This window comes from Xanthomonas sp. 3498, assembly GCF_014199795.1.
GTDB classification, from domain to species: domain Bacteria; phylum Pseudomonadota; class Gammaproteobacteria; order Xanthomonadales; family Xanthomonadaceae; genus Xanthomonas_A; species Xanthomonas_A rydalmerensis.
In genome coordinates this window covers 851,677-874,525 of sequence record NZ_JACHOH010000001.1, presented here as the reverse complement: position 1 = coordinate 874,525, position 22,849 = coordinate 851,677, and the positions used below count along the sequence as shown (strand labels likewise).

The following is a 22,849-nucleotide window of genomic DNA, read 5'->3' as shown; positions in this document are numbered from 1 at the left end:
TACGGTGCGGCGCTGTCCTTCCCGGATCCGAACCATGTCCTCACTCGCACACGCCTGCCTGATCGCCGGCCTGCTCGCCGCCGGCACCGCCGCGGCCAAGGAAACCGCGATGCCCCAAGACCCCTACGCCTGGCTCGAAGACGTCACCGGCACCAAGGCGCTGGACTGGGTCAAGGCGCAGAACGCCAAGACCGAGGCGCGCCTGGCCGACACCCCCGCCTTCAAGGCCCGCGAGGCCGGCATCCGCGAGGTGCTGGATTCCGACGCCAAGATCCCGGCCGTGCAGAAGATCGGCCCGTACTACTACAACCTGTGGAAGGACCGCGCGCACGAACGCGGCCTGTGGCGCCGCACCACCCTGGACGAGTACCGCAAGCCCGAGCCGAAGTGGGAGACGGTGCTGGACCTGGACGCGCTGAACAAGGCCGAGGGCGAGAACTGGGTGTGGCATGGCGCCAACTGCCTGCGCCCGGAATACCGCCGCTGCCTGATCGCGCTGTCGCGCGGCGGCGCCGACGCCGACGTCACCCGCGAGTTCGACCTGAGCAGCAAGCAATGGATCAAGGACGGCTTCTTCCGTCCCGAGGCCAAGGGCGGGCTGAGCTGGATCGATGCCGATACCGTCTACCTGTACACCGACTTCGGCCCCGGCTCGCTGACCAGCTCCGGCTACCCGCGCATCGTCAAGCAGTGGAAGCGCGGCACCCCGATGAGCAGCGCCACGCTGGTCTACGAGGGCAAGCCGGACGACATGTACATCGCTGCGATGCACGACGACACGCCCGGCTACGAGCGCGATTTCGTCAGCCGCACGCTGGCCTTCTACAACGACGAGATGTACCTGCGCGGCGCCGATGGCCGCCTGACCAAGATCGACGTGCCCAACTCGGCCAACAAGGGCGTGCACCGCCAGTGGCTGACCCTGGAGCTGCGCGATCCGTGGACGGTGGGCGGCACGACCTACCCGGCCGGTGCGCTGCTGGCGACCAAGTTCGACGACTTCATGGCCGGCAAGCGCACCTTCCAGGTGCTGTTCACGCCGACCGAGACCGCGTCGCTGGCGTCCTTCGCCTGGACCAAGTCGCGGCTGGTGCTGAACGTGCTCGACGACGTCAAGAGCCGGCTGTGGGTGCTGACCCCGGGCGAGGGCGAGTGGGCGCGCGCGCCGTTCCCGGTCGGCGACCTGGCCTTCGGCAGCACCAGCGTCGACGCGGTCGATGCCGACGAGAACGACCAGGTGTGGCTGACCTCCACCGACTTCCTGACCCCGACCACGCTGATGCTGGCCGACGTGCAGCGCGGGCCGAAGAGCATCGAGACCCTGAAGGCGATGCCGAGCTTCTTCGACGCGTCCAAGGATGCGATCGAGCAGCACTTCGCCGTGTCCAAGGACGGCACCAAGGTGCCGTACTTCCTGGTCCGGCCCAAACAGCTCAAGGCCGACGGCAGCGCACCGACCCTGTTGTACGCCTACGGCGGCTTCGAGATCTCGATGACCCCGTTCTACTCGGGCAGCCTCGGCCGCGCCTGGCTCGACCAGGGCGGCGTGTACGCGCTGGCCAACATCCGCGGCGGCGGCGAGTATGGCCCGCGCTGGCACCAGGCGGCGCTGAAGCAGAACCGGCACAAGGCCTACGAGGACATGGCGGCGGTGGCGCAGGACCTGGTCGCGCGCAAGATCACCTCGGCCAAGCACCTGGGCGTGCAGGGCGGCAGCAACGGCGGGCTGATGGCCGGCAACATGCTGATGCAGTACCCGCAGCTGTTCGGCGCGGTGGTGGTGCAGGTGCCGCTGCTGGACATGAAGCGCTACAGCCACCTGCTGGCCGGTGCGTCGTGGATGGCCGAGTACGGCAACCCGGACACCGACGACTGGAAGTTCATCCAGACCTTCTCGCCGTACCACCTGTTCGATCCGAAGAAGACCTATCCGCCGGTGATCTTCCTGACCTCCACCCGCGACGACCGCGTACACCCGGGCCATGCGCGGAAGATGGCGGCGAAGATGATCGACGCCGGCAAGGACGTGACCTACTACGAGAACATCGAAGGCGGTCATGGCGGCGCGGCCAACAACGCGCAGGCGGCGCACATGCAGGCGCTGGCGTACAGCTTCCTGTGGGAGCGGCTGTCCAAGTGAGTGGTGTGGTCCGCGTTCCGGTCGGGGCGCGGACCATCGCCTGGTTGGCGTCTCAGCAGTGAACGATCGAGCCGCGCGCAATGCGCGGCATCAATGAACGCGCCGGCACTGTCGGCGTTGCCGCAGTGGATGCTCAGACGTCGTCGGTCAACGGCTTGACCAGCGTCAGCGAACGCACGTCGTAGCCCAGTTCTTCATACACGTGCAGCGCGTGCCTGTTGAAGGCCCAGACGTTCAGACGCATTTCGACACCGCCGCGTCGCGCCACCCAGTCGTGCGCGCGCTGCATCAGCGCCGGGCCGATGCCCCGGCCGCGATGGCTGCGGGTGATGCCCACGCTGCCCACGCGGCCGAAGCGCATGGGCTGCAGCAATGAGTGCGATTCCACGACGATGCCGACCGTGACGAAGCCGACGAGGATGCCCTGCGCGTCGGCGACGAAGGTGGTGGCATCGTCCTGGCCGATGCTGCGCTTCCAGTGCGCCGCATCGCGGTCCGCGGCGCCTGGGCCAGCGAAGATGTGGGGGGACGCCGCATGGTGGAGTGCATTGACTTCCTCGCCGAGCGCGCAGATCGCGGGCAGATCGGATGCGGTGGCTTCGCGATAGGTGAGCATGAGGGGGCTCCAGTCGCTTCCCAGTGCGGCTGGCCGCCTCAGCGCGCCCAGCGCGACAGCCCGCGCGCGATCCGCGCTACGGCCTGTTCCAGCCGCGGCAGACTCTGGGTATAGGCGATGCGCACGTGCTGGCTGGCGCGGTGGCGGCCGAAATCCACGCCCGGGGTGAATGCGACATGCTCGGTCTCGAGGAAGTGCGCGCAGAAGGCCTGCGCGTCGTCGGTGAAATCGGACACGTCGGCATACAGGTAGAACGCGCCCTCCGGCTCGACCTCGATGCGGAAGCCGAGCGCACGCAGCGCCGGCAGCAGGTAGTCGCGGCGCTGGGCGAATTCGGCGCGGCGCGCTTCCAGGATCTGCAGCGTCTCCGGCAGGAAACAGGCCAGCGCCGCGTGCTGGGCGATGCTGGACGCGCTGATGTACAGGTTCTGCGCGAGCTTCTCCAGCGACGGCACCGCTGCGTGCGGGGCCACCAGCCAGCCCAGGCGCCAGCCGGTCATGCCGAAGTACTTGGAGAAACTGTTGAGCACGTAGGCGTCGTCGTCGACCTCGAGCACGCTGGGCGCGTCGATGCCGTAGCTCAGGCCATGGTAGATCTCGTCCACCACCAGGTGCCCGCCGCGGGCGTGCAGCGTCTGCGACAGCGCCGCCAGTTCGGCGCGCGACAGCAGCGTGCCGGTGGGGTTGGCCGGCGACGCCACCAGCGCGCCGACGCTGTCCGCGTTCCAGTGCCGCTGCAGCAGGTCCGGGGTCAACTGGTAGCGGCTGTCCGGGCCGACCGGCACCAACTGCGCCGACCCTTCGACCAGGCGCAGGAAGTGGCGGTTGCACGGATAGCCGGGGTCGGCCATCAGCCAGTGGCGGCCGGGATCGACCAGCAGCGCGCTGGCCAGCAGCAGTGCGCCGGAGCCGCCGGGGGTGATCAGGATGCGTGCCGGGTCCAGGTCGACATCGTGGCGCTGCCGGTAGAAATCCGCCAGCGCCTGGCGCAGGGCGGGCAGGCCGCGCGCGGCGGTGTAGCGGGTATGGCCGGCGCCCAGCGCGGCCTGCCCAGCGGCGACGATCGGCGCGGCGGTGGTGAAGTCCGGCTCGCCGATCTCCAGGTGGATCACGTCGTGGCCGGCGTGTTCCAGTTCGTTGGCGCGGGCCAGCAGCGCCATCACGTGGAAGGGTTCGATCTCGCGGCTGCGCTGGCTGTAGCCAGGCGCGGCGGGCGAGGCGTTGAAGGTGTTGCCGGGAAGGGAAGCCATGCCGCCGATGATAGAGGAGCGTGCTTTCGCGCGTGTTAGCGATATCGAGCGGACTGCGAAACGGCTGTGCCATGCCGACACACCGTGTGCGCTGCACCCGGGCGGAGCGGTCGTGCAGCGGGGCGCGCGCAGCGGTCGGCGTGTCATGCGTGGCCTCGCCGCGAACGCTATCTTCCGCTGCACGGCGCCATTCGCCTTGGCGCGAAAGGTCGTATGCCGCAATGCCATCGCCGCGCCGCAGGTCGCCCGACCCACCGCATCCCACGCCGCATCGCACGCGTTGCCCGACATGCTTGCCACGGCGCGGCGTTGCAGGGAGACTCGGCCGGCACTGCGCGGCGCCCGCCCGCTGCCGCCGCCCGGCCAGGGCGACGCGTCCCGTTGCGTTACCGCCGCCGGAGCCCCATTAGATGCCTCACCGCCCCTTGCTAGCGAGCCTTGTCCTGCTCATGACCGCCTCCTTCGCTTCCTCCGCCTCCGCCGCCGCGGCGACCCCGCCGCATCCGGCCAAGCAGCCGCACGCGGTCAAGGCGCCGTTCGGCGCCGTCCGCCAGGACGCCTACTACTGGCTGCGCGACGACGCGCGCAAGAATCCGCAGATGCTGGCCTATCTCAATGCCGAGAACGCCTACGCGGACCAGGTGCTGAAGCCGCTCAAGCCGCTGGAAGACACGCTCTACCAGGAGATCGTCGGCCGCATCAAGCAGGACGACAGCAGCGTGCCGTACCGCGAGCGCGGCTACTGGTATTACACCCGCTACGAGAGCGGCAAGGACTACCCGATCCAGGCGCGCCGCAAGGGCAGCATGGAGGCGCCGGAGGAGATCCTGCTCGACGTCAACACCATGGCTGCCGGCAAGGGCTACTTCAGCGTCGGCGACGCGGCGGTCAGCCAGGACAATCGCCTCCTCGCCTGGACCGAGGACGACGTGGGCCGCCGCCAGTACGTGGTGCGCTTCAAGAACCTGGACACCGGCGAGGTCTACGCCGACCGCATTCCCGGCGTGTCGCCGGACGTGGTCTGGGCCGACGACAACAAGACCCTGTTCTACGTCGAGAATGACCCGGAGACGCTGCTGACGGTGCGGGTCAAGAAGCACGTGCTGGGCACCCCGGCCGCGCAGGACACGCTGGTCTACGAGGAAAAGGACGACAGCTTCTACATGGGCGTGGGCCGTACCCGCGACGACAAGTACATCGTCATCGGCGTCGAAAGCACCGTGTCCTCCGAGCAGCGCTACGCGCCGGCCGCCGATCCGCAGCGCTTCACCGTGCTGGCGCCGCGCGAGCGCGATGTCGAGTACCACGCCGACCACTTCGACGGCCGCTGGGTGATCCGCACCAACTGGAAGGCCAAGAACTACGCGCTGATGACCGCGCCCGACGGCGCCACCTCGCGCAACCAGTGGCAGAGCTGGCTGCCCTACGACGAGAAGGTGTTCATCGACGGCTTCGAGCTGTTCGACGGCTTCACCGCCATCGCTGAGCGCTCCGACGGCCTGGAGCGGATCCGCCTGCACTTCGCCGACGGCAAGGAGGAGTACGTCAAGGCCGACGAGCCGGCGTATTCGATGGGCCTGTCGATCAACGCCGAGGCGGACACGCCGTGGCTGCGCTACAGCTATACCTCGCTGACCACCCCGGCCACCACCTACGAACTCAACACCCGCACCGGCGAGCGCAAGCTGCTCAAGCAGCAGCCGGTGATCGGCTACGACGCCAGCAAGTACCAGACCGAACGCGTCTGGGTGACCGCGCGCGACGGGGTCAAGGTGCCGGTGTCGCTGGTCTACAGGAAGGGCTTCAAGAAGGACGGCAGCGCCGCGCTGTACCAGTACGCCTACGGCAGCTACGGCATGTCCACCGACCCCGCGTTCAACCTGCCGGTGGTGAGCCTGCTCGACCGCGGCGTGGTCTACGCCATCGCGCACATCCGCGGCGGCCAGGAAATGGGCCGCGACTGGTACGACCAGGGCAAGCTGCTGCACAAGAAGAACACCTTCACCGACTTCATCGACGTCACCCGCGGGCTGGTGCAGCAGGGCTACGCCGCCCCGGACCGCGTCGCCGCGGCCGGCGGCAGCGCCGGCGGCCTGCTGATGGGCGCGGTGGCGAACATGGCGCCCAAGGACTACCGCGTGCTGGTGGCGCAGGTGCCGTTCGTGGACGTGGTCACCACCATGCTCGACCCGAGCATCCCGCTGACCACCAACGAATACGACGAGTGGGGCAATCCCGAGCAGAAGACGTACTACGACTACATGCTCAGCTACTCTCCCTACGACAACGTCGCCCGCCAGGCCTACCCGGCGATGTACGTCGGCACCGGCCTGTGGGATTCGCAGGTGCAGTACTGGGAGCCGGCCAAGTGGGTGGCCAAGCTGCGCGAGAACGACACCGGCAGCCAGCCGATCGTGTTTCGCGTCAACATGGAAGCCGGCCACGGCGGCAAGTCCGGCCGCTTCCGTCGCTACCGCGAAATGGCCGAGTCCTATGCCTTCATGCTGGACCAACTGGGCGTGGAGCAACCGGCCAAGTGAGTGCGGCGCGCGTCGGCTGGCCTGCGGGCCGGCCGATGGCGCTGATGTTGTGCGGGATGGGCGCCGGTCCCGGCTGCGCCTAAGTCCGATCGGCCGGCGACGTCTTTCTTCGCGACCAACGGTGTGCTCCAGCGACCACGAAAGACTGCGGTCGTAGGAGCGGCTTCAGCCGCGACGGCGTTACCGGTAACGCCCGTCGCGGCTGAAGCCGCTCCTACAGCCGTTGCTGCACGCGTCCGGCGGTCGCGTCAGTAGTCGGATCGACGCCAGTACGCGCCGACGCGGGCTTATGATGGCGCGATGCGTCCGAACTCCCGTTTCCGCTGGGCCTGGTGGCTGCTGGCCTATGCCAGCCTGGCGACCGGCATCGTCGGCATTTTCGTGCCGGGCTTGCCGACCACGGTGTTCGTGCTGATCGCCGCCTACGCCGCCGCGCGCGGCTCGCCGCGGCTGCGCCGGCGCTTGCTGCGCGATCCGCGCTTCGGCCGCAGCATCCGCGACTGGGAACGGCATGGCGCGGTCAGCCGCCGCGGCAAGTGGATGGCGACGCTGACCATGGCCGCGTGCGCGCTGGTGCTGCTGCTGTTCGTGCACCGGCCGTGGGTGCAGGTGCTGGCGATCGGTTGCATGAGCGCGGTGGCGCTGTGGCTGTGGTGGCGGCCCGAACCGCCGCGCGAGTGAGTGCGCCGCAGCGCGCGCGGCACAGCCGGTTCATGCCGGTGTGGCTATACTCGGCGCATGAGCACATCGTCCTCTTCTCCGATCCGTCTCGTTCTCTCCGCCGCTGCGTTGCTGGCCCTGGCCGGCTGCGGCAACAAGGGGCCGCTGGTGATGCCGCAGAAGCCGGTCCCGGTGGAAGCCGCGCCCGCCACGCCCGCGCCCGACGCGACGCCGCCGGCGACCACCGATCCCGCCGGGCAGGCGCAGCCGGTGGACGGGCAGCGCCCGCCGGCCAACGACACCACCATGCCCACCAATGGGAATGAGTGAGGCCCGCCACGACGCGCGCCTGCGTTTCAGCAAGATGCAGGGCGCGGGCAACGATTTCGTGGTGCTCGACCTGCGCGACGGCACCCCGCCGCCGGACGCCGCACTGGCGGTCCGCCTGGCCGACCGCCACTTCGGCGTCGGCTGCGACCAGATCCTGACCATCGAACCGCCGCGCGATGCCGCAGCGGTCGCCAGCTATCGCATCTGGAACACCGATGGCAGCGCTGCCGGGCAATGCGGCAACGGTGCGCGCTGCGTGGCCGCCTGGCTGGTACGCGACGGCAGTGCCAGCGGCGCGGACTTCGTGATCGAAAGCCCCGCCGGCAGCCACCACATCACCCGCAGTGCCGACGGTGAATTCGCCGTGGCGATGGGCGTGCCGCGGTTCGCGCCGGAAGACGTGCCGCTGGTCGGCTTTCCGCGCGCGCGCGACGAGTACGTGTTGCCGCTGCAGGGCGGAAGCGTGCGCTTCGGCGCGGTGTCGATGGGCAACCCGCACGCGGTGCTGGAAGTGGGCCTGGTCGATGCGGCGCCGGTGGACCGCCTGGGCCCGTTGCTGCAGCAGCACGCCTCGTTCCCGGATTCGGTCAACGTCGGCTTCGTGCAGGTGATCGACCGTGGCCACCTGCGCCTGCGCGTGTACGAGCGCGGCGTCGGTGAGACCCTGGCCTGCGGCAGCGGCGCCTGCGCGGCGGCGGCGGTGATGATGCAGCGCGGTCGGGTCGAGCGCGACGTACGCGTCAGCCTGCCTGGCGGCGAACTGCGCGTGCAGTGGCCGGACGACACCGCACCGGTGGTGATGTCCGGGCCGGCGACGTTCGTCTTCGATGGAGAATGGATCCGATGAGCGACAGCCACGACAAGCTCGGTGCACATGAGGTGGCGGCGTGGTTGCGGCGCCATCCTGGCTTCCTGAAACAGTTTCCCGATCTGGCGCTGACTCTGGTGGTGCCACGCGACGACGGCCCCACCGCGTCGCTTGCCAGCTACCAGTTGGAAGTGCTGCGCGACAAGAACCGCGAACTGTCGCGGCGGCTGGCCGATCTGGCCGCCAATGCCCAGGTCAACGAACGGCTGGCGGTGCGCACCCATCAGTTGACCCTGGCGCTGATGCGCCAGCGCAGCGCCGCCGACAGCGTGCGCGCGATGGCGGCCTCGCTGCAGGAGGATTTCCAGGGCGACCTGGTCAGCATCGTGCTGCTGCAGCCCTTGCCCGGCCTGGAGCAGGCGCCGTGGCTGCAGGTGCTGGCGGCCGACGATCCGCGGCTGGCGCCGTTCCGCGATTGCCTGAAGGACGGCGAGCCGATCTGCGGCCGCCTGCAACCGGAAAAGCAGGCGCTGCTGTACGGCGAGCGCGTGGACGAGGTGCAATCCACCGCGCTGCTGCCGCTGCCCGGCCTGGGCCTGATCGCGGTCGGCAGCCGCGACCCGAACCGGTTCTATCCCGGCATGGGCACCTTGTTCCTGCGCATGATGGGCGAGGCGCTGGCGGTGGCGTTGCAGCGATGAGTGGGGCCGGGACTCGGGATCCGGGACCCGGGACCCGGGGAGAAGCCGCAACCGGGACTGCCGTCCATGAGGCTGGGAAGGAGACTGTCGGCGCTGCGCACGAGGCCGCGTCTTCCGGGTCCCGGGTCCCGAGTCCCGAGTCGCGGTTCCTCGCCTACCTGCAGGTCGAGCGGCGCATGTCCGCGCATACCCTGGATGCGTACCGGCGCGACCTGGCCGCCTTGTCGGCATGGGCCGCGGCCAACTTGCTCGGCGAACCGGCCGCGCTCGATGCCGCGCAACTGCGCAACTTCATCGCCGCCGAGCACCGTCGCGGACTGTCGCCCAAGAGCCTGCAGCGGCGGTTGTCGGCGTGCCGCAGCTTCTACGCGTGGCTGCTCAAGCACGGACATATCGCCGCCAGCCCGGCGGCGGCACTGCGCGCACCGAAGGCACCACGCAAGCTGCCGCAGGTGCTCGACGCCGACGAGGCGGTGCGCCTGGTCGAAGTGCCGACCGATGCGCCGCTGGGCCTGCGCGACCGCGCGCTGCTGGAGCTGTTCTATTCCTCCGGCCTGCGCCTGAGCGAGCTGTGCGCACTGCGCTGGCGCGATCTGGATTTCGTCGCCGGCATGGTCAGCGTGCTGGGCAAGGGCAACAAGCAGCGGCTGGTGCCGGTCGGCTCGCATGCGCGCACCGCGCTGCTGGCGTGGCGCGAGGAAAGCAAAGGCGAGGCCGCCGCGTCGGTGTTCCCGGGCCGCGGCGGGGCGCCGATCGGCGCGCGTGCAGTGCAGATCCGGATCAAGCAACTGGCCGGGCGCCAGGGCCTGTTCAAGCACGTGCATCCGCACATGCTGCGGCACAGTTTCGCCAGCCACATCCTGGAATCCTCGGGCGACCTGCGCGGCGTGCAGGAACTGCTCGGCCATGCCGACATCGCCACCACGCAGATCTACACGCACCTGGACTTCCAGCACCTGGCCAAGGTCTACGACGCGGCGCACCCGCGCGCCAAGCGCAAGTCCTGATCGCGGAATCGCGGGCGTACGGCCGCTGCCGCACCCGCGCTTGTTCTGGATCAAGGCGCGCCGGCGCACGCAGGACGACACTGCCCTCCCACGTCGCGAGGGCTCCCCGATGGCCAAACCCTTTCCGCTGGCGCCGCGCCATCCCGAACGGCTGTGCTGGGGCTGCGACCGCTATTGCGCCGCACAGGATCTGGCCTGCGGCAACGGCGCCGGGCGCACCCTGCACCCGATCGAAACCCAGGGCGAGGACTGGCACGTCGCCTGGGGCATCGCCGCCGATCCGGCGCGGCCGGCGCATGCCCGGCTCGGCGATGACCCGTCCGCGATCGACGACGCTTGAACCGCGCGTCGCCAGCCCCCACACCTGAGTCATCGCTCCGGAGGCCGCATGGATCCCAGTCAGAACCCCAATGTTTTCCACGCCACCACGATCCTGTCGGTGCGCCGCGATGGCCGCGTCGCCGTGGCCGGCGACGGCCAGGTGACCCTGGGCCACACCGTGATGAAGGGCAACGCGCGCAAGGTGCGCCGGCTCGGCCGCGAGGGCCAGGTGCTGGCCGGCTTCGCCGGCGCCGCCGCCGATGCGTTCACCCTGTTCGAGCTGTTCGAGGCCAAGCTGGAGAAGCACGGCCAGCTGACCCGCGCCGCGGTGGAGCTGGCCAAGGATTGGCGCACCGAGCGCCGCCTCGGCAAGCTCGAGGCGCTGCTGGCGGTGGCCGACAAGGAGACCTCGCTGATCATCAGCGGCACCGGCGATGTGATCGAACCGGAGGACGGCATCATCGCCATCGGCTCCGGCGGTTCCTACGCGCTGTCGGCGGCGCGCGCGCTGCTCGGCCACACCACGCTGGACGCGCGCACCATCGCCACCGAAGCGCTGAACATCGCCGGCGACATCTGCATCTACACCAATCGCAACGTGGTGGTCGAAGAGCTGTGATTCGGGAGTCGGGAGTGGGGGTTCGCTGAGCGGCTCCCTCCCGGTCTCCGGCCACGCATCGATCATTCCTCCTCCGCTTTTACGAATCCCCAATCCCCAATGCCCAATCCCGACACTTCCACCATGACCCCGCGCGAGATCGTGCAGGAGCTGGACCGCCACATCGTCGGCCAGCACGAGGCCAAGCGCGCGGTGGCGATCGCGCTGCGCAACCGCTGGCGGCGCATGCAGTTGCCCGACGCGCTGCGCAACGAAGTGATGCCGAAGAACATCCTGATGATCGGCCCCACCGGCGTCGGCAAGACCGAGATCGCGCGGCGCCTGGCGACGCTGGCCAACGCGCCCTTCGTCAAGGTCGAGGCGACCCGCTTCACCGAGGTCGGCTACGTCGGCAAGGACGTGGAGCAGATCGTGCGCGACCTGGCCGACACCGCGGTCAAGCTGTACCGCGAGCAGGCCAAGACCCGCGTGCGCACGCAGGCCGAGGAGCGTGCCGAGGACCGCATCCTGGATGCGCTGCTGCCGCGGCGCAGCGCCGGCATCGGCTTCGATCCGGAAGCCGCGCGCAACGAACCCTCGGCGCAGGACAACGACACCCGCAGCAAGTTCCGACGCATGCTGCGCGCAGGCGAGCTGGACGAGCGCGAGATCGAGCTGGATGTCGCGGTCAACGTCAGCATGGACATCATGACCCCGCCGGGCATGGAGGAAATGGGCCAGCAACTGCGGCAGATGTTCTCCAACCTGGGCGGCGGCAAGTCGCAGTCGCGCAAGCTGACCATCAAGGCCGCGCGGCCGCTGCTGATCGAGGAAGAGGCCGGCAAGCTGGTCAACGAGGACGACGTGCGCGCGGCGGCGATCGAGGCCTGCGAACAGCACGGCATCGTGTTCATCGACGAGATCGACAAGGTGGCCAAGCGCAGCGAGGCCGGCGCCACCGGTGGCGATGTCTCGCGCGAGGGCGTGCAGCGCGATCTGCTGCCGCTGGTGGAAGGCTCCAACGTCAGCACCAAGTACGGCACGGTCAAGACCGACCACATCCTGTTCATCGCGTCCGGCGCGTTCCACCTGGCCAAGCCCAGCGACCTGATTCCGGAGCTGCAGGGCCGTTTCCCGATCCGCGTGGAGCTGTCGGCGCTGTCGAAGGACGACTTCATCCGCATCCTCACCGAGCCGAAGGCGGCGCTGACCAAGCAGTACGAGGCGCTGTTGCTGACCGAGGGCGTGGGCCTGCGCTTCACCGACGACGCCATCGCGCGCCTGGCGGAGATCGCGTTCCTGGTCAACGAGCGCCAGGAGAACATCGGTGCGCGGCGCCTGCACACCGTGCTCGAGCGTCTGCTCGACACGCTGAGCTACGAAGCCCCGGACCGCGACGGGCAGAGCGTCACCGTGGACGCGTCCTATGTCGATGCGCACCTGGGCGAGCTGGTGCAGGATCCGGATCTGAGCCGGTACATCCTGTAAAGCCAGCGCGATCTACAGCGGCAGGCGCCTTACCTGCGCCTGCCGCTGTGCACCTGATCCCTACGTCGCGCCTACATCGCGCGCGTCGTAGGAGCGGCTTCAGCCGCGACCAAGCCTTCCCTGTAACGCCTCGTCGCGGCTGAAGCCGCTCCTACAAGAGCTGCGTGCTGCAGCCATTGTGCTTGCGGGCCTGCCTTCGACGCATGGCTACACGTGCCGAAAATGGGTAGTGCTGTCGTAGGAGCGGCTTCAGCCGCGACCGGGTCTTCCCGGTAACGCCTCCGCGGCTGAAGCCGCTCCTACAAGACGCGGTTCCGCCGCGTAGGCCCGCCGCAAAACCGCGCAGCGCGTGTGTCACCTCGCACCCGGCCAACTCAATACAGCGGCGTTCCCGCCTTGTACGCGGCCACGAACGACTGCCAGTCCAGTTGTACCTGCGCGGCGTAGTCGAACGCGAACTGGCGCAGTTCCGATTTCAGGCCGCTCTTGCTGGTGACCGCCTGATCGATCTGCTTGTCGATGCTGTAGGGCACCACGTTCGGGTCGTAGTCCTGGTCGGCCAGCGCGTGCGCCGAGGCCAGGGCCTGGCCCAGGTAGGTGGCGGCGGTGGCGAGCTTGCCGGCGCTGTCCAGCGCGGTCGGGTCCAGGTCCTGCTGGAATGGCGACTTCTCGTGCACATAGAACGGCGTGCCGTTGACGCTGGCGTAGCCGACCAGCACGTCGGCGTCGATGGTCTGCGCCTTGGCGGTGCGCGCGACCCGTGCGCCCTCGTTGTTGTCGTAGGTGGAGGCCGGCATCTGCGACGGCGCGGCCACCGCGACCACGCTGGCCGCTTCCTGCTTCCATTCCAGGATCACGTCGTCGCTGGTCGACGCGCTCGGGCCTTCGATCAGCACGTACAGGCGCAGGCGGCCGAGGCTGCCGGTGCCCGAGCCCAGCTTCTGGCGCACGTCCTTGATGCTGTAGTAGCTGGCCGCATAGCGCTTGGACGCGGCGATCGAGCCGATGTAGCCGTTCATCGCCGTGGCCACCGCCGAGGCGGTGCCGGCGTCCACCGCGACCAGGTTGTCCAGGTCCTGGAACTGGCGCTTGCCGCCGCTGACCACCGTGTACTTGGACAGCAGGCTGCTGCGGCTCTTGCCGTCGGCGCCGTCGATGATCTTGGCGACCGCGCCGCTGGTGTTGCGCTTGCTCAACTGGAAGCTTGCTTCGGCGTCGCTGCCGCGGAAATCGGCGATCTTGTCCAGGTAGGCGCCGACCATGGTGTCGATGGCGTCGCCGATGTCGCTGTCGGACAGGCCGTTGTCGCGGCCGGCCAGGACCATGCTCGCGGCCAGCCGGCGCAGGTCCCACACATACTGGCCGAGGTGGCCTTCGTCGAAGTCGGCGACCTGGAACACCGCCTTGCCGCTGCTGTCGCGTGCCGCATCGAAGTTGCCGAGGTGGGTGTCGCCGCCGAGCCAGGTGTAGCCGGTCTGCGGCGAGGTCCACAGCGAACCCGGCAGGGTCGTCATGTCCTGATAGAAAATGTGGTCGGTGCCGCGGTAGAAGGCGTAGGCGCTGGTGGCCATGGTCGCCATCTTGGTGTCCAGCTCGGCACGCTGCGCGGCGTAGGGATGGTTGTAGTCGTGGATCTGCTGCACCACCCAGGCGTCGCGCTTGCTTGCCGCGGTCGCGCATCCGGCGCAGGCGGCAAGGGTCAGGCCGATCAGCAGCAACTGCGGCAGGCGGGTGGACATCGCAGATCTCCGGGCGCGGACGAGGGAACCGGCAGTCGACCACGCCTGCATTGCACGCAGATGAACCATCGCAGCTTAGAAGTAGCGCAACCAGGCCAGGTCGCGGCGCCGTGCCTTCAGCCGCGCGAACGCGGCGGTGGGCCAGTACAGGGCCAGTCCCAGCAAGGCGGCGATGGCCCACAGCGCGGCCACGCTGTCCACGCCGAACAGATCGCCCTGGTTGGCGCCCCACAGCGCCAGCGCGGCCAGGTAGACGAGCTTCAGCACGTACAGGTGCAGCAGGTAGAAGAACATCGGCGCCGCGCCGATCGCCGCCAGTGGCGCCAGCGTGCGGGCCACGGCGGGGTGTTCGTACAGCCGCAGCAACAGCAGGCCCACGCCCAGGGTCAGCAGCAGGAACTGCAGCGACGGCGGGTACTTGGTGACGTTGAAGAAGCTCATCGCGGTATGCGCGAGGTCGTCCTGCACCTGCCAGGGCGCATCGCCGTAGCCGTTGTGCCAGCGCAGCAGGTGGAACCCGGCCAGCGCGCCCAGCCCCCAGGCCAGCAAGCGCTGCTGGCGTTGCGCCGGGTCGGTGGCGGCGCCGTACCAGGGGCCGGCGGCGTAGCCGAGCGCGATCACCCCGATCCACGGCAGCACCGGGTAGGAGGTGCGCAGGCGCAGCTCGCCCAGTTCCAGCCAGCGCCGGTCGTGCAGCACCGCCCAGACGGCCGCGAGCGGGCCGTCGCCCCGCACCTGCACATCGTCCAGCAGGTGGTGACCGGCGACCAGCGCCGCGCCCAGCAGGGCCAGCGCCGGCCGCGGCAGCCACAGCAGCGCGGCCAGGGCGAGCATGCTCAGGCCGATCGCCCAGATCACCTGCAGGTACAGCGCCTGCGGCGGAAAGGCGCCGCTCCAGGCCAGGTTGACCAGGGTCAGCTCCAGCACGATCAGGAACAGGCCGCGCTTGAGCAGGAAGCGGGCGGCCGCCGCGCGGCCGTCGGCCTGCCGCGCGGCGTACAGCCAGGCCGACAGGCCGGTCAGGAACACGAACACCGGTGCGCACAGGTGGGCAAGGGTGCGCGCGACGAACAGCGCCGGCGCCGTGCCTTCCACCTCCATCGGGTCGCCGACCGGGTGGTGCAGGTAGAAGGTCTCGCGCACGTGGTCGAGCAGCATCAGCAGCATCACCGTGCCGCGCAGCAGGTCGATCGAGGCTAGCCGCGCGGCCGGCGTTGCGGAAACGGCGAGGGAAGTGGGCGAAGCGAGGGCAACAGACGGCATGCGGTGCGATCGGCGTTGATTTTGAAACAATATAACACTCGAGTGGCAGGGCAATTCCCGGCGCGACTGGCGTGGGGGCTCAGGCCATGGCAGCGCAGGGCTGCCGGCGCTGCGCCGGCACGCGTGGGTGGGTGGGCGGGTGGATGCGCCAGGCGTGGCGGCGGCGGTCGGCGTCGCCTGGTTCGCCTGCGGGCCTGACGGCGGCGGCGTGGTGCTCGGTGCGCCGCGCCGGCGCCCGCGGCGGGCCGCTCAGTCCTCGCCGATGTCCTCGTTCCACACCTCCGGGTGCGCGGCGATGAAGCCGCCGAGCAGGTCGATGCATTCCTGGCTGTGCAGGTCGATGACCTCCACGCCGCTCTCGCGCAGCCAGTCGATGCCGCCCTGGAAGGTCACCGATTCGCCGACCACCACCGTGCCGATGTTGAACTGCCGCACCAGGCCGCTGCAGTACCAGCACGGCGCCAGGGTGGTGACCATGATGGTGTCGCGGTAGCGGCGCTGGCGCCCGGCCTTGCGGAAGGCGTCGGTCTCGCCGTGCACCGACGGGTCGCCTTCCTGCACGCGGCGGTTGTGGCCGCAGCCGAGCAGGCGGCCGTCGCGGTGGTACAGGGCGGCGCCGATCGGGATGCCGCCTTCGGCCAGGCCCTGGCGGGCTTCGGCGATGGCGGTGTCGAGCAGGGCGCGGTAGTCGGGCGTGGTCAGCATGGGAGGGCCGGGGAAAAGGGAGTGGCTGGCAGTCTGGCGCAGGCGGCGGGCGGCTGTCATCCCGGGCGGTGCTTCACCGGCACGGAGCGGCCGGCGGTGCGATAATCCCGGCATGAGCGAATCCCCCTACAAATCCGGCACCACCCATTTCGGCTTCCGCGACGTCGCCGCCAAGGACAAGCAGAAGCTGGTCGGCGAGGTCTTCACTTCGGTCGCCGGCAACTACGACCTGATGAACGACCTGATGAGCATGGGCATCCATCGGGTCTGGAAGCGCTATTTCGTCGCCACCGCGCAGGTCAAGCCGGGCGACCGCGTGCTCGACCTGGCTGGCGGCACCGGCGACATCGCCGCGCTGCTGAAGGACCGGGTCGGCGCCGATGGCGAGATCGTGCTGGGCGACATCAACGCCGGCATGCTCTCGGTGGGCCGCGACCGCCTCACCAACCGCGGCCTGGTCGCGGGCCTGGACTACGTGCAGTGCAACGCCGAGGCGCTGCCGTTCCCGGACCAGAGCTTCGACCTGGTGACCATCGCCTTCGGCCTGCGCAACGTCACCGACAAGGACGCCGCGCTGCGCGAGATGTACCGCGTGCTCAAGGTCGGCGGCCAGGCGCGGGTGCTGGAGTTCTCCGAAGTCACCGCCGACTGGTTCAAGCCGCTGTACGACTTCCATTCGTTCAAGGTGCTGCCGCGCCTGGGCCAACTGTTCGCCAAGGACGCCGACAGCTACCAGTACCTGGCCGAGAGCATCCGCAAGCATCCGCCGCAGGACGCGCTGAAGGCGATGATGGAAGAGGCCGGCTTCGCCCGCAGCCACTACAAGAATCTCACCGGCGGGATCGTGGCGATCCATTCGGGCTACAAGATCTGAGAAGCCGGGATTTGGGAATCGGGATTGGGGATTCGCAAGAGCGGGCGATCGGTTGCTGACCGATCGCGGCGCTGGGTAGTCCTTGTGGGAGGGACTTCAGTCCCGACGCGCGATACGACGATGCCGGCGCAAGCATTCGCCGCAGGACGCGAAGGCAAGGATGGAAGAAGCCGGCTTCGCCCGCAGCCACTACAAGAACCTTGCCGGCGGTATCGTGGCGATCCACTTCTGAGTGGAGCCGGGATTGGGGATTGAAGATTCGGGATTCGTAAGCGCGCCGGCTGTTCGCTGCTGCGAATCCCCAATCCCCAATCCCCGCTTCGATTGGGGATTCGGGATTCGTCAACGTGCGCCGCACTGCCGTTGCGAATCCCCACTCCCGAATCCCCAATCCCGGCCTTCCGGTAAACTTCGGGTTTCCCCGAACCGGTGCTGTCTGCCATGCGTTCCCCGTTCCTGTTGTTGTCCCTGGCCGCGGTGATCGCGTCCGGGTGTTCCCGTGAAGCGTCCGCGCCCGATGCGGCCGCACCTGCCGCCAAGCCGGCGCCCGCCGCGGCCAAGCCGGCCGATCGCAGCCACGACGAGACCTCCTACGCCGAGCCGTCCAAGGTCGTGATCAAGGATCTGGCGCTGGATCTGAAGCTGGATTTCGACAGCAAGCAGATCGGTGGTACCGCCACCTACACGCTGGACTGGAAGGACAAGAGCGCCAAGCAACTGGTGCTGGATACCCGCGACCTGACCATCGAAAAGGTGCAGGCCGACGACGGCAAGGGCCAGGGCGCGCCGCTGCAGTACGCGCTGGCGCCGGCCGACAAGATCTACGGCAGCAAGCTGACCATCGAGGCGCCCACGCAGCCGCAGAAGATCAGCATCACCTACCACACCGCACCGACCGCCTCGGGCCTGCAGTGGCTGGAGCCGTCGATGACCGAGGGCAAGAAGCTGCCCTTCATGTTCAGCCAGTCGCAGGCGATCCACGCGCGTTCGTGGGTGCCGCTGCAGGACACCCCGAGCGTGCGCTTCACCTACAGCGCGCATGTGGTCTCGCGTCCGGACGTGATGGTGCTGATGAGCGCCGACAACGATCCCAAGGCGGTGCGCAACGGCGACTACCGCTTCAAGATGCCGCAGCCGATCCCGTCCTACCTGCTGGCCATCGCCGCCGGCGACCTGGTGTTCAAGCCGATCTCGGCGCGCTCGGGCGTGTGGGCCGAGCCGGCGATGGTCGACAAGGCGGCCAAGGAGTTCGAGGACACCGAGAAGATGATCGTGGCCGCCGAGACGCTGTACGGTCCGTACCGCTGGGGCCGCTACGACATGCTGGTGCTGCCGCCGTCGTTCCCGTTCGGCGGCATGGAGAATCCGCGCCTGACCTTCGCCACGCCGACGGTGATCGTCGGCGACAAGTCGCTGGTGTCGCTGATCGCGCACGAACTGGCGCATAGCTGGTCCGGCAACCTGGTGACCAACGCCAGCTGGAAGGACATCTGGCTCAACGAGGGCTTCACCACCTACGTGCAGGCGCGCATCACCGAGGCGCTGTACGGCCCCGAAGCGGCGGAGATGGAGCGCGAGATCGACCAGACCGACCTGCTGGCCGAATTGAAGGGCATGAGCCCGGCCGACCAGGCGCTGGCGTTGCCGGCGCTGACCGAGCGCGATCCGGACGAGGCGTTGAGCCAGGTCGCCTACGTCAAGGGCGCGTGGTTCCTGCAGTTCCTGGAGCAGCGCTTCGGCCGCGACACCTTCGATCCGTTCCTGCGCGGCTGGTTCGACGACCACGCGTTCCAGAGCGCCAACACCGACCAGTTCGTCGCGTACCTGAAGACCCACCTGCTGGCCAAGAAGCCCGACGCGGTGACCGCGCAGGAACTGCATGCGTGGCTGGACGAGCCGGGCATTCCGGCGTTCGCGCAGAAGGCGCGCTCGCGCAACTTCGCCATGGTCGATACCGCGCGCATCGCCTGGACCGGCAGCGGCACCCTGCCGGGCAAGCAGGTCACCGATGCCTGGAGCACCCAGGAGTGGACGCGCTTCCTCAGCGGCCTGGGCGAGAAACTGACCCCGGCGCAGCTCAAGCAGCTCGACGACGCCTACCACTTCACCGGCACCGCCAACGGCGAGATCGCCATGCGCTGGTATCCGCTGGCGATCCGCAGCGGCTACGTGGACGCGCGCCCGGCCGCCGGCGAGTTCATCGCCCGCGTCGGCCGCCGCAAGCTGATCCTGCCGATCTACGCCGAACTGGTGAAGACGCCGGACGGGTTGGCCTTCGCCGAGGAGGTGTTCGCCAAGGCCAAGCCGGGCTACCACCCGATCACCACGGTGTCGGTGCAGGAGATGCTGGACAAGGCCAAGGCCGGCAGCACCGCACACTGACGCGCGCCGCCACCTGCGAAAGACCGCGCACACGGCGCCGGGAGCGATCCCGGCGCCGTGTGCGTTTGTGCGGCCGGCCTGTTGCGGTGAGTGTGCTGTGTGGGGCGGAGGCGAACGCTTCGGCGGCGCTTGGTCGCGCGCGTTGCACGATGTCGCCCTGCGCGCCGTCGCATGCGCTGCCTGCATGAAGCGCGTGCCTGTCCCATCGTGCTTAACTTTTTCCACACGCACCGTCGCGGGCGTGCACGACCCGCTGCCACGCATTCGCGATATCCTCGGCAGTCCCGATGGTCCTCGGTCCATGCGTGCATGACATCGTTCGCCACCGCCGCCCCGGTCGTCGCAGCAAGCGCCATCGCCCTGGCAGGACACTGCCATCGCCGATGCGAGCGGACCCGCTCGCGCCTGCGGAGGCAATGCAGAGATGACTGACGCTCACGCCCTGTCCGGCTCCTTGCTGGCCGAATTGCCCGATGCCCGCGGTGGCGAAATCTTCACCGAACTGCTGCGGCGCTCCGGTTGCCGCGTCGAGCGCATCGTCTCGCACGGGCAGACCACGCCGCAGGACACGCCCTACCTGCAGGCGCACGACGAATGGGTGCTGGTGCTGCGCGGTCGTGCGCGGGTGGCGCTGTGCGAGCGCGAGGTCGCGCTGGCGCCGGGCGACCATCTGTTCATCCCGGCCGATACGCCGCATCGGGTGACCTTCACCGATCCCGGGCAGCCGACCGTGTGGCTGGCGCTGCATCTCGGCGAAGCCGACGTGGTGGTCTGAGCGCATGATCCGTATTCGCCTTCCGGTGTCGCCGTGCTGGTGCTGACGATGGCCTGGTTGCTGCTCGCCGGCATCCTGCTGGTGGTGGCAGTGGTGATCGGCGTGCTGCTGGTGCTGCGCGATCCGTTCCTGCTGGTGCGCCTGGAGAGCCTGCGCCAGCGCCGTGGCAGCGGACTGCAGCGGCGCCAGGCGCAGGTCGCCGGGCACACCTGGACCTATCTGGTGCGCGCCGCCGTCGATCCCGCCGCGCCGACCCTGCTGCTGGTGCATGGCTTCACCGGCAGCAAGGAGAACTGGCTGCCGCTGGCGCGCGCGCTGGGCACGCGCTATCACCTGGTGATCCCGGATCTGCCCGGCTGGGCCGAGAGCCAGCGCATCGCCGGGCAGGACTACGGCTTCGTCGCGCAGGCCGAGCGCGTGGCCGCGTTCGCCGCGCAGTGCGCGCGTCGTGCCGGCAGCGAATGCGTGCTGCTCGGGCATTCGATGGGCGGCGGCATCGCCGCGCTGGCCGCGGCGCGCCATCCGGCGGTGTTCGACCGGGTCGGCCTGTTCAACGCCGCCGGCGTGCGCTTCGCCGACAACGCGTTCGGCCAGGCGGTGCTGGACGGGCACAATCCGTTCGCGGTGCACGATGCGGCGTCGTTGCAGCGCTACATCGACACCGTGTTCCTGCTCGAACGCGCCAAGCCGCGCATCCCGCGCTGGGCGGTGCCGGCGGTGGTGGCCTGGCGCCGCCGCGAGGCCGCGTTCGAACAGCAGGTGCTGGCGCGCATCGGTCGTGGCGAGGAGGCGTTCCTGCCGTTCGAGGAAGCCGCGCACATCCGCCAGCCGGCGCTGCTGCTGAATTGCGTGCAGGACGCGGTGATCGACGCCAGCGCGCTGGCGCTGTACGCGCAACGCCTGCCGCAGGCGATCCAGGTGCTGCTGGACGGCAGCGGCCACATGTCCATCGTCGAGAAGCCGGCCGAGGTCGCGCAGGCCATCGACACCCTGATCCAACGAGGAACCCCACGATGAAACGCATCCTGCTCGGCGCGCTGTGCGCCGTCGCCCTGGCCGCTTGCGGCGATCACGAGGCCGAGCGCAAGGCGCAGGCCGCGGCCGAAGCGCAGGCCAAGGCGCAGGCCGCCGACGACCTGGCCAAGCAATACGATGCCGCGGTGAAGTCGGGTAACTGGGACCTGGCGCGGATCCACGGCGCGGCGCTGCTGCAGCAGTATCCCGGGTCGGACGCGGCCGAGCGCATCCAGCCCGGCTACGCCGAGGTCAAGGCCAAGGGCGAGGCGGCGCGCGAGCTGCGCCGCATGCAGGCCGCCTGGCAGTACTCGCAGGTGCCGGCCGGCAAGGGCGTGCAGCGCTCGGCGATGCTGTACAGCCGCGACAAGGTCGACGTGGACGGCAGCGGGCCCAAGCCGGTGCAACTGGTGTTCCGCGACCACCCGGAATGGAAGCGCAGCGCTTACCTGGTGCTGCAGTCCGGCGATTTCCGCTGCGCCGGCGGCTGCAAGGTGGAACTGAAGGCCGACGACGCGCCGCCGCACGCGGCCGCGGCCTGGCGGCCCAAGACCGACGAGGCCATCGCCATGTTCATCAGCGACGACAAGGCGCTGTGGAAGCTGGCGCGCAAGACCACGGTGCTGCAGATCACCTTCCCGGTGAAGGCCGGCGGCACCCGCACCGCGGTGTTCGAGACCGGCGGCCTGGACGGTTCGCAGATGCCGGGCTGGGATTGAACGCGATGCATGCCGCCACGCCCCCGCCGGCCGAGGCGCTGTGCCAGGTGCGCCACTGGGTGTTCGACATGGATGGCACCCTCACCCGCGCCGTGCACGATTTCGCGCTGATCCGCCGCGAACTGCAGATCCCGCCGCAGGCCGACATCCTGCAGCACCTGGCGGCACTGCCGGACGCGCAGCGTGCCAGCAAGCATGCCTGGCTGCTGGAGCACGAGCGCGTACTGGCCCAGGAGGCCACCGCGGCCAACGGCGCGCCGGCGCTGCTGCGCACCCTGCATGCGGCCGATTGCCGGCTGGCGGTGCTCACCCGCAATGCCCGCGAACTGGCGCAGCTGACCCTGGAAGAGATCGAGGTCGACGACCTGTTCGAGGAAGTGACCATCCTCGGCCGCGACGAGGCCCCGCCCAAGCCGCATCCGGGCGGCCTGCTGCAGCTGGCCGAACACTGGGGCGTGGCACCGCAGGCGCTGGCGATGGTCGGCGACCACGCCTACGACTTGCAGTGCGGGCGCCACGCCGGTGCCACCACCGTGCTGCTGCACCCGGAGAACCCCTGGCCGGCGCTGGCCGATCTGCATTTCGCCGATTGCGCCGCGCTGCTGGCGTGGTGGCAGGACCACGTCGGACCGCAGCCGCACTGATGCTGCACGCGGCGGCTGACGGCCGCCGCGCCCACCCATCTTTCATGCCGCGTACCGGCGCATGCATGCCGAATGCACGCGCCTTCCGCGCGTCCCCGTGCGCCTGCACCTGTGCGGCAAGCGCGCCGATGGCGCAGGGTGTGCCACCGGTGAGTGTGCCCATACTGCGCCAATCACGATGCAACGGCATGGCACAAAGTGTCACGTTCTCGGGACGCCTGCGACCGTGACGACGCGCGTCTCTGGGACGACAACCGACGTTGTGATCCGTACGT

The 22,849-nt window shown here is 69.3% G+C and carries 21 protein-coding genes and 1 pseudogene; 17 read left to right on the top strand and 5 right to left on the bottom strand.

Going from position 1 to position 22,849, the window contains the following annotated elements; translation table 11 throughout:
- Nucleotides 1-34: 34 nt before the first annotated feature.
- Entirely contained in the window at nucleotides 35-2,140 is a 2,106-nt protein-coding gene (locus GGR66_RS03500) for a prolyl oligopeptidase family serine peptidase (protein WP_184447222.1), read from the top strand.
- A gap of 133 nt (nucleotides 2,141-2,273) precedes the next feature.
- Here the strand turns inward: GGR66_RS03500 and GGR66_RS03495 are convergent, their stop codons facing one another.
- Complete coding sequence (locus tag GGR66_RS03495) at nucleotides 2,274-2,756, bottom strand: GNAT family N-acetyltransferase (RefSeq protein WP_184447221.1); 483 nt, start codon at nucleotides 2,754-2,756, stop codon at nucleotides 2,274-2,276.
- Nucleotides 2,757-2,794: 38 nt separating this feature from the next.
- A complete protein-coding gene (locus GGR66_RS03490) occupies nucleotides 2,795-4,006 on the bottom strand; it encodes a pyridoxal phosphate-dependent aminotransferase (RefSeq protein WP_184447220.1) in 1,212 nt (403 codons plus the stop codon).
- A gap of 449 nt (nucleotides 4,007-4,455) precedes the next feature.
- Here GGR66_RS03490 and GGR66_RS03485 point away from each other — a divergent pair, with 449 nt between their 5' ends.
- From GGR66_RS03485 to hslU, 9 genes are all read left to right on the top strand, one after another.
- Nucleotides 4,456-6,546 carry a S9 family peptidase gene (locus GGR66_RS03485; RefSeq protein ID WP_184447219.1) on the top strand — a complete coding sequence of 697 codons (2,091 nt, stop codon included), beginning with the start codon at nucleotides 4,456-4,458 and terminating at the stop codon, nucleotides 6,544-6,546.
- Between the two features lie 300 nt (nucleotides 6,547-6,846).
- The gene (locus GGR66_RS03480) at nucleotides 6,847-7,227 is read left to right on the top strand and encodes a YbaN family protein (RefSeq protein ID WP_160969749.1); all 381 of its coding nucleotides are present in this window, start codon (nucleotides 6,847-6,849) and stop codon (nucleotides 7,225-7,227) included.
- A gap of 57 nt (nucleotides 7,228-7,284) precedes the next feature.
- Nucleotides 7,285-7,536 (top strand): lipoprotein, encoded by a 252-nt coding sequence (locus tag GGR66_RS03475; protein WP_017914634.1) that lies wholly within the window; start codon nucleotides 7,285-7,287, stop codon nucleotides 7,534-7,536.
- A complete protein-coding gene (gene dapF / locus GGR66_RS03470; RefSeq protein ID WP_184447218.1) occupies nucleotides 7,529-8,383 on the top strand; it encodes a diaminopimelate epimerase in 855 nt (284 codons plus the stop codon). Before GGR66_RS03475 ends, dapF begins: the two co-directional genes overlap by 8 nt.
- On the top strand, nucleotides 8,380-9,045 hold the full coding sequence (locus GGR66_RS03465; RefSeq protein WP_184447217.1) for a DUF484 family protein: 666 nt from the start codon (nucleotides 8,380-8,382) through the stop codon (nucleotides 9,043-9,045). The genes dapF and GGR66_RS03465 overlap by 4 nt, the downstream gene beginning before the upstream one ends.
- Entirely contained in the window at nucleotides 9,042-10,052 is a 1,011-nt protein-coding gene (xerC, locus tag GGR66_RS03460) for a tyrosine recombinase XerC (protein WP_255421557.1), read from the top strand. The genes GGR66_RS03465 and xerC overlap by 4 nt, the downstream gene beginning before the upstream one ends.
- A gap of 109 nt (nucleotides 10,053-10,161) precedes the next feature.
- Entirely contained in the window at nucleotides 10,162-10,392 is a 231-nt protein-coding gene (locus GGR66_RS03455; RefSeq protein ID WP_184447216.1) for a DUF3079 domain-containing protein, read from the top strand.
- Between the two features lie 48 nt (nucleotides 10,393-10,440).
- On the top strand, nucleotides 10,441-10,992 hold the full coding sequence (gene hslV, locus GGR66_RS03450; protein ID WP_048491055.1) for an ATP-dependent protease subunit HslV: 552 nt from the start codon (nucleotides 10,441-10,443) through the stop codon (nucleotides 10,990-10,992).
- A gap of 99 nt (nucleotides 10,993-11,091) precedes the next feature.
- A complete protein-coding gene (gene hslU / locus GGR66_RS03445; protein WP_184447215.1) occupies nucleotides 11,092-12,459 on the top strand; it encodes an ATP-dependent protease ATPase subunit HslU in 1,368 nt (455 codons plus the stop codon).
- A 374-nt stretch (nucleotides 12,460-12,833) separates the two neighbouring features.
- Here hslU and GGR66_RS03440 read toward each other — a convergent pair whose 3' ends face one another.
- From GGR66_RS03440 to GGR66_RS03430, 3 genes are all read right to left on the bottom strand, one after another.
- A complete protein-coding gene (locus GGR66_RS03440) occupies nucleotides 12,834-14,198 on the bottom strand; it encodes a DUF2252 family protein (protein WP_184447214.1) in 1,365 nt (454 codons plus the stop codon).
- Between the two features lie 75 nt (nucleotides 14,199-14,273).
- Nucleotides 14,274-15,461: a heparan-alpha-glucosaminide N-acetyltransferase domain-containing protein gene (locus GGR66_RS03435; protein ID WP_184447213.1), complete on the bottom strand. Its 1,188-nt coding sequence runs from the start codon at nucleotides 15,459-15,461 to the stop codon at nucleotides 14,274-14,276.
- 249 nt (nucleotides 15,462-15,710) lie between these two features.
- Complete coding sequence (locus GGR66_RS03430; RefSeq protein WP_184447212.1) at nucleotides 15,711-16,166, bottom strand: nucleoside deaminase; 456 nt, start codon at nucleotides 16,164-16,166, stop codon at nucleotides 15,711-15,713.
- Nucleotides 16,167-16,278: 112 nt separating this feature from the next.
- Here GGR66_RS03430 and ubiE point away from each other — a divergent pair, with 112 nt between their 5' ends.
- From ubiE to GGR66_RS03395, 7 genes and pseudogenes are all read left to right on the top strand, one after another.
- On the top strand, nucleotides 16,279-17,040 hold the full coding sequence (gene ubiE, locus GGR66_RS03425) for a bifunctional demethylmenaquinone methyltransferase/2-methoxy-6-polyprenyl-1,4-benzoquinol methylase UbiE (RefSeq protein WP_152243601.1): 762 nt from the start codon (nucleotides 16,279-16,281) through the stop codon (nucleotides 17,038-17,040).
- Between the two features lie 127 nt (nucleotides 17,041-17,167).
- A pseudogene (locus tag GGR66_RS03420) lies at nucleotides 17,168-17,272 on the top strand (class I SAM-dependent methyltransferase); the annotation flags it as partial.
- Between the two features lie 209 nt (nucleotides 17,273-17,481).
- Nucleotides 17,482-19,422 carry a M1 family metallopeptidase gene (locus GGR66_RS03415; protein ID WP_184447211.1) on the top strand — a complete coding sequence of 647 codons (1,941 nt, stop codon included), beginning with the start codon at nucleotides 17,482-17,484 and terminating at the stop codon, nucleotides 19,420-19,422.
- Between the two features lie 424 nt (nucleotides 19,423-19,846).
- Entirely contained in the window at nucleotides 19,847-20,197 is a 351-nt protein-coding gene (locus GGR66_RS03410) for a cupin domain-containing protein (RefSeq protein ID WP_184447210.1), read from the top strand.
- Nucleotides 20,198-20,230: 33 nt separating this feature from the next.
- Nucleotides 20,231-21,214 carry an alpha/beta fold hydrolase gene (locus tag GGR66_RS03405; protein WP_184447209.1) on the top strand — a complete coding sequence of 328 codons (984 nt, stop codon included), beginning with the start codon at nucleotides 20,231-20,233 and terminating at the stop codon, nucleotides 21,212-21,214.
- Nucleotides 21,211-21,930 carry a hypothetical protein gene (locus GGR66_RS03400; protein ID WP_184447208.1) on the top strand — a complete coding sequence of 240 codons (720 nt, stop codon included), beginning with the start codon at nucleotides 21,211-21,213 and terminating at the stop codon, nucleotides 21,928-21,930. Before GGR66_RS03405 ends, GGR66_RS03400 begins: the two co-directional genes overlap by 4 nt.
- 5 nt (nucleotides 21,931-21,935) lie before the next feature.
- Nucleotides 21,936-22,574 (top strand): HAD family hydrolase, encoded by a 639-nt coding sequence (locus tag GGR66_RS03395; protein ID WP_184447207.1) that lies wholly within the window; start codon nucleotides 21,936-21,938, stop codon nucleotides 22,572-22,574.
- The last annotated feature ends 275 nt before the right edge of the window (nucleotides 22,575-22,849 follow it).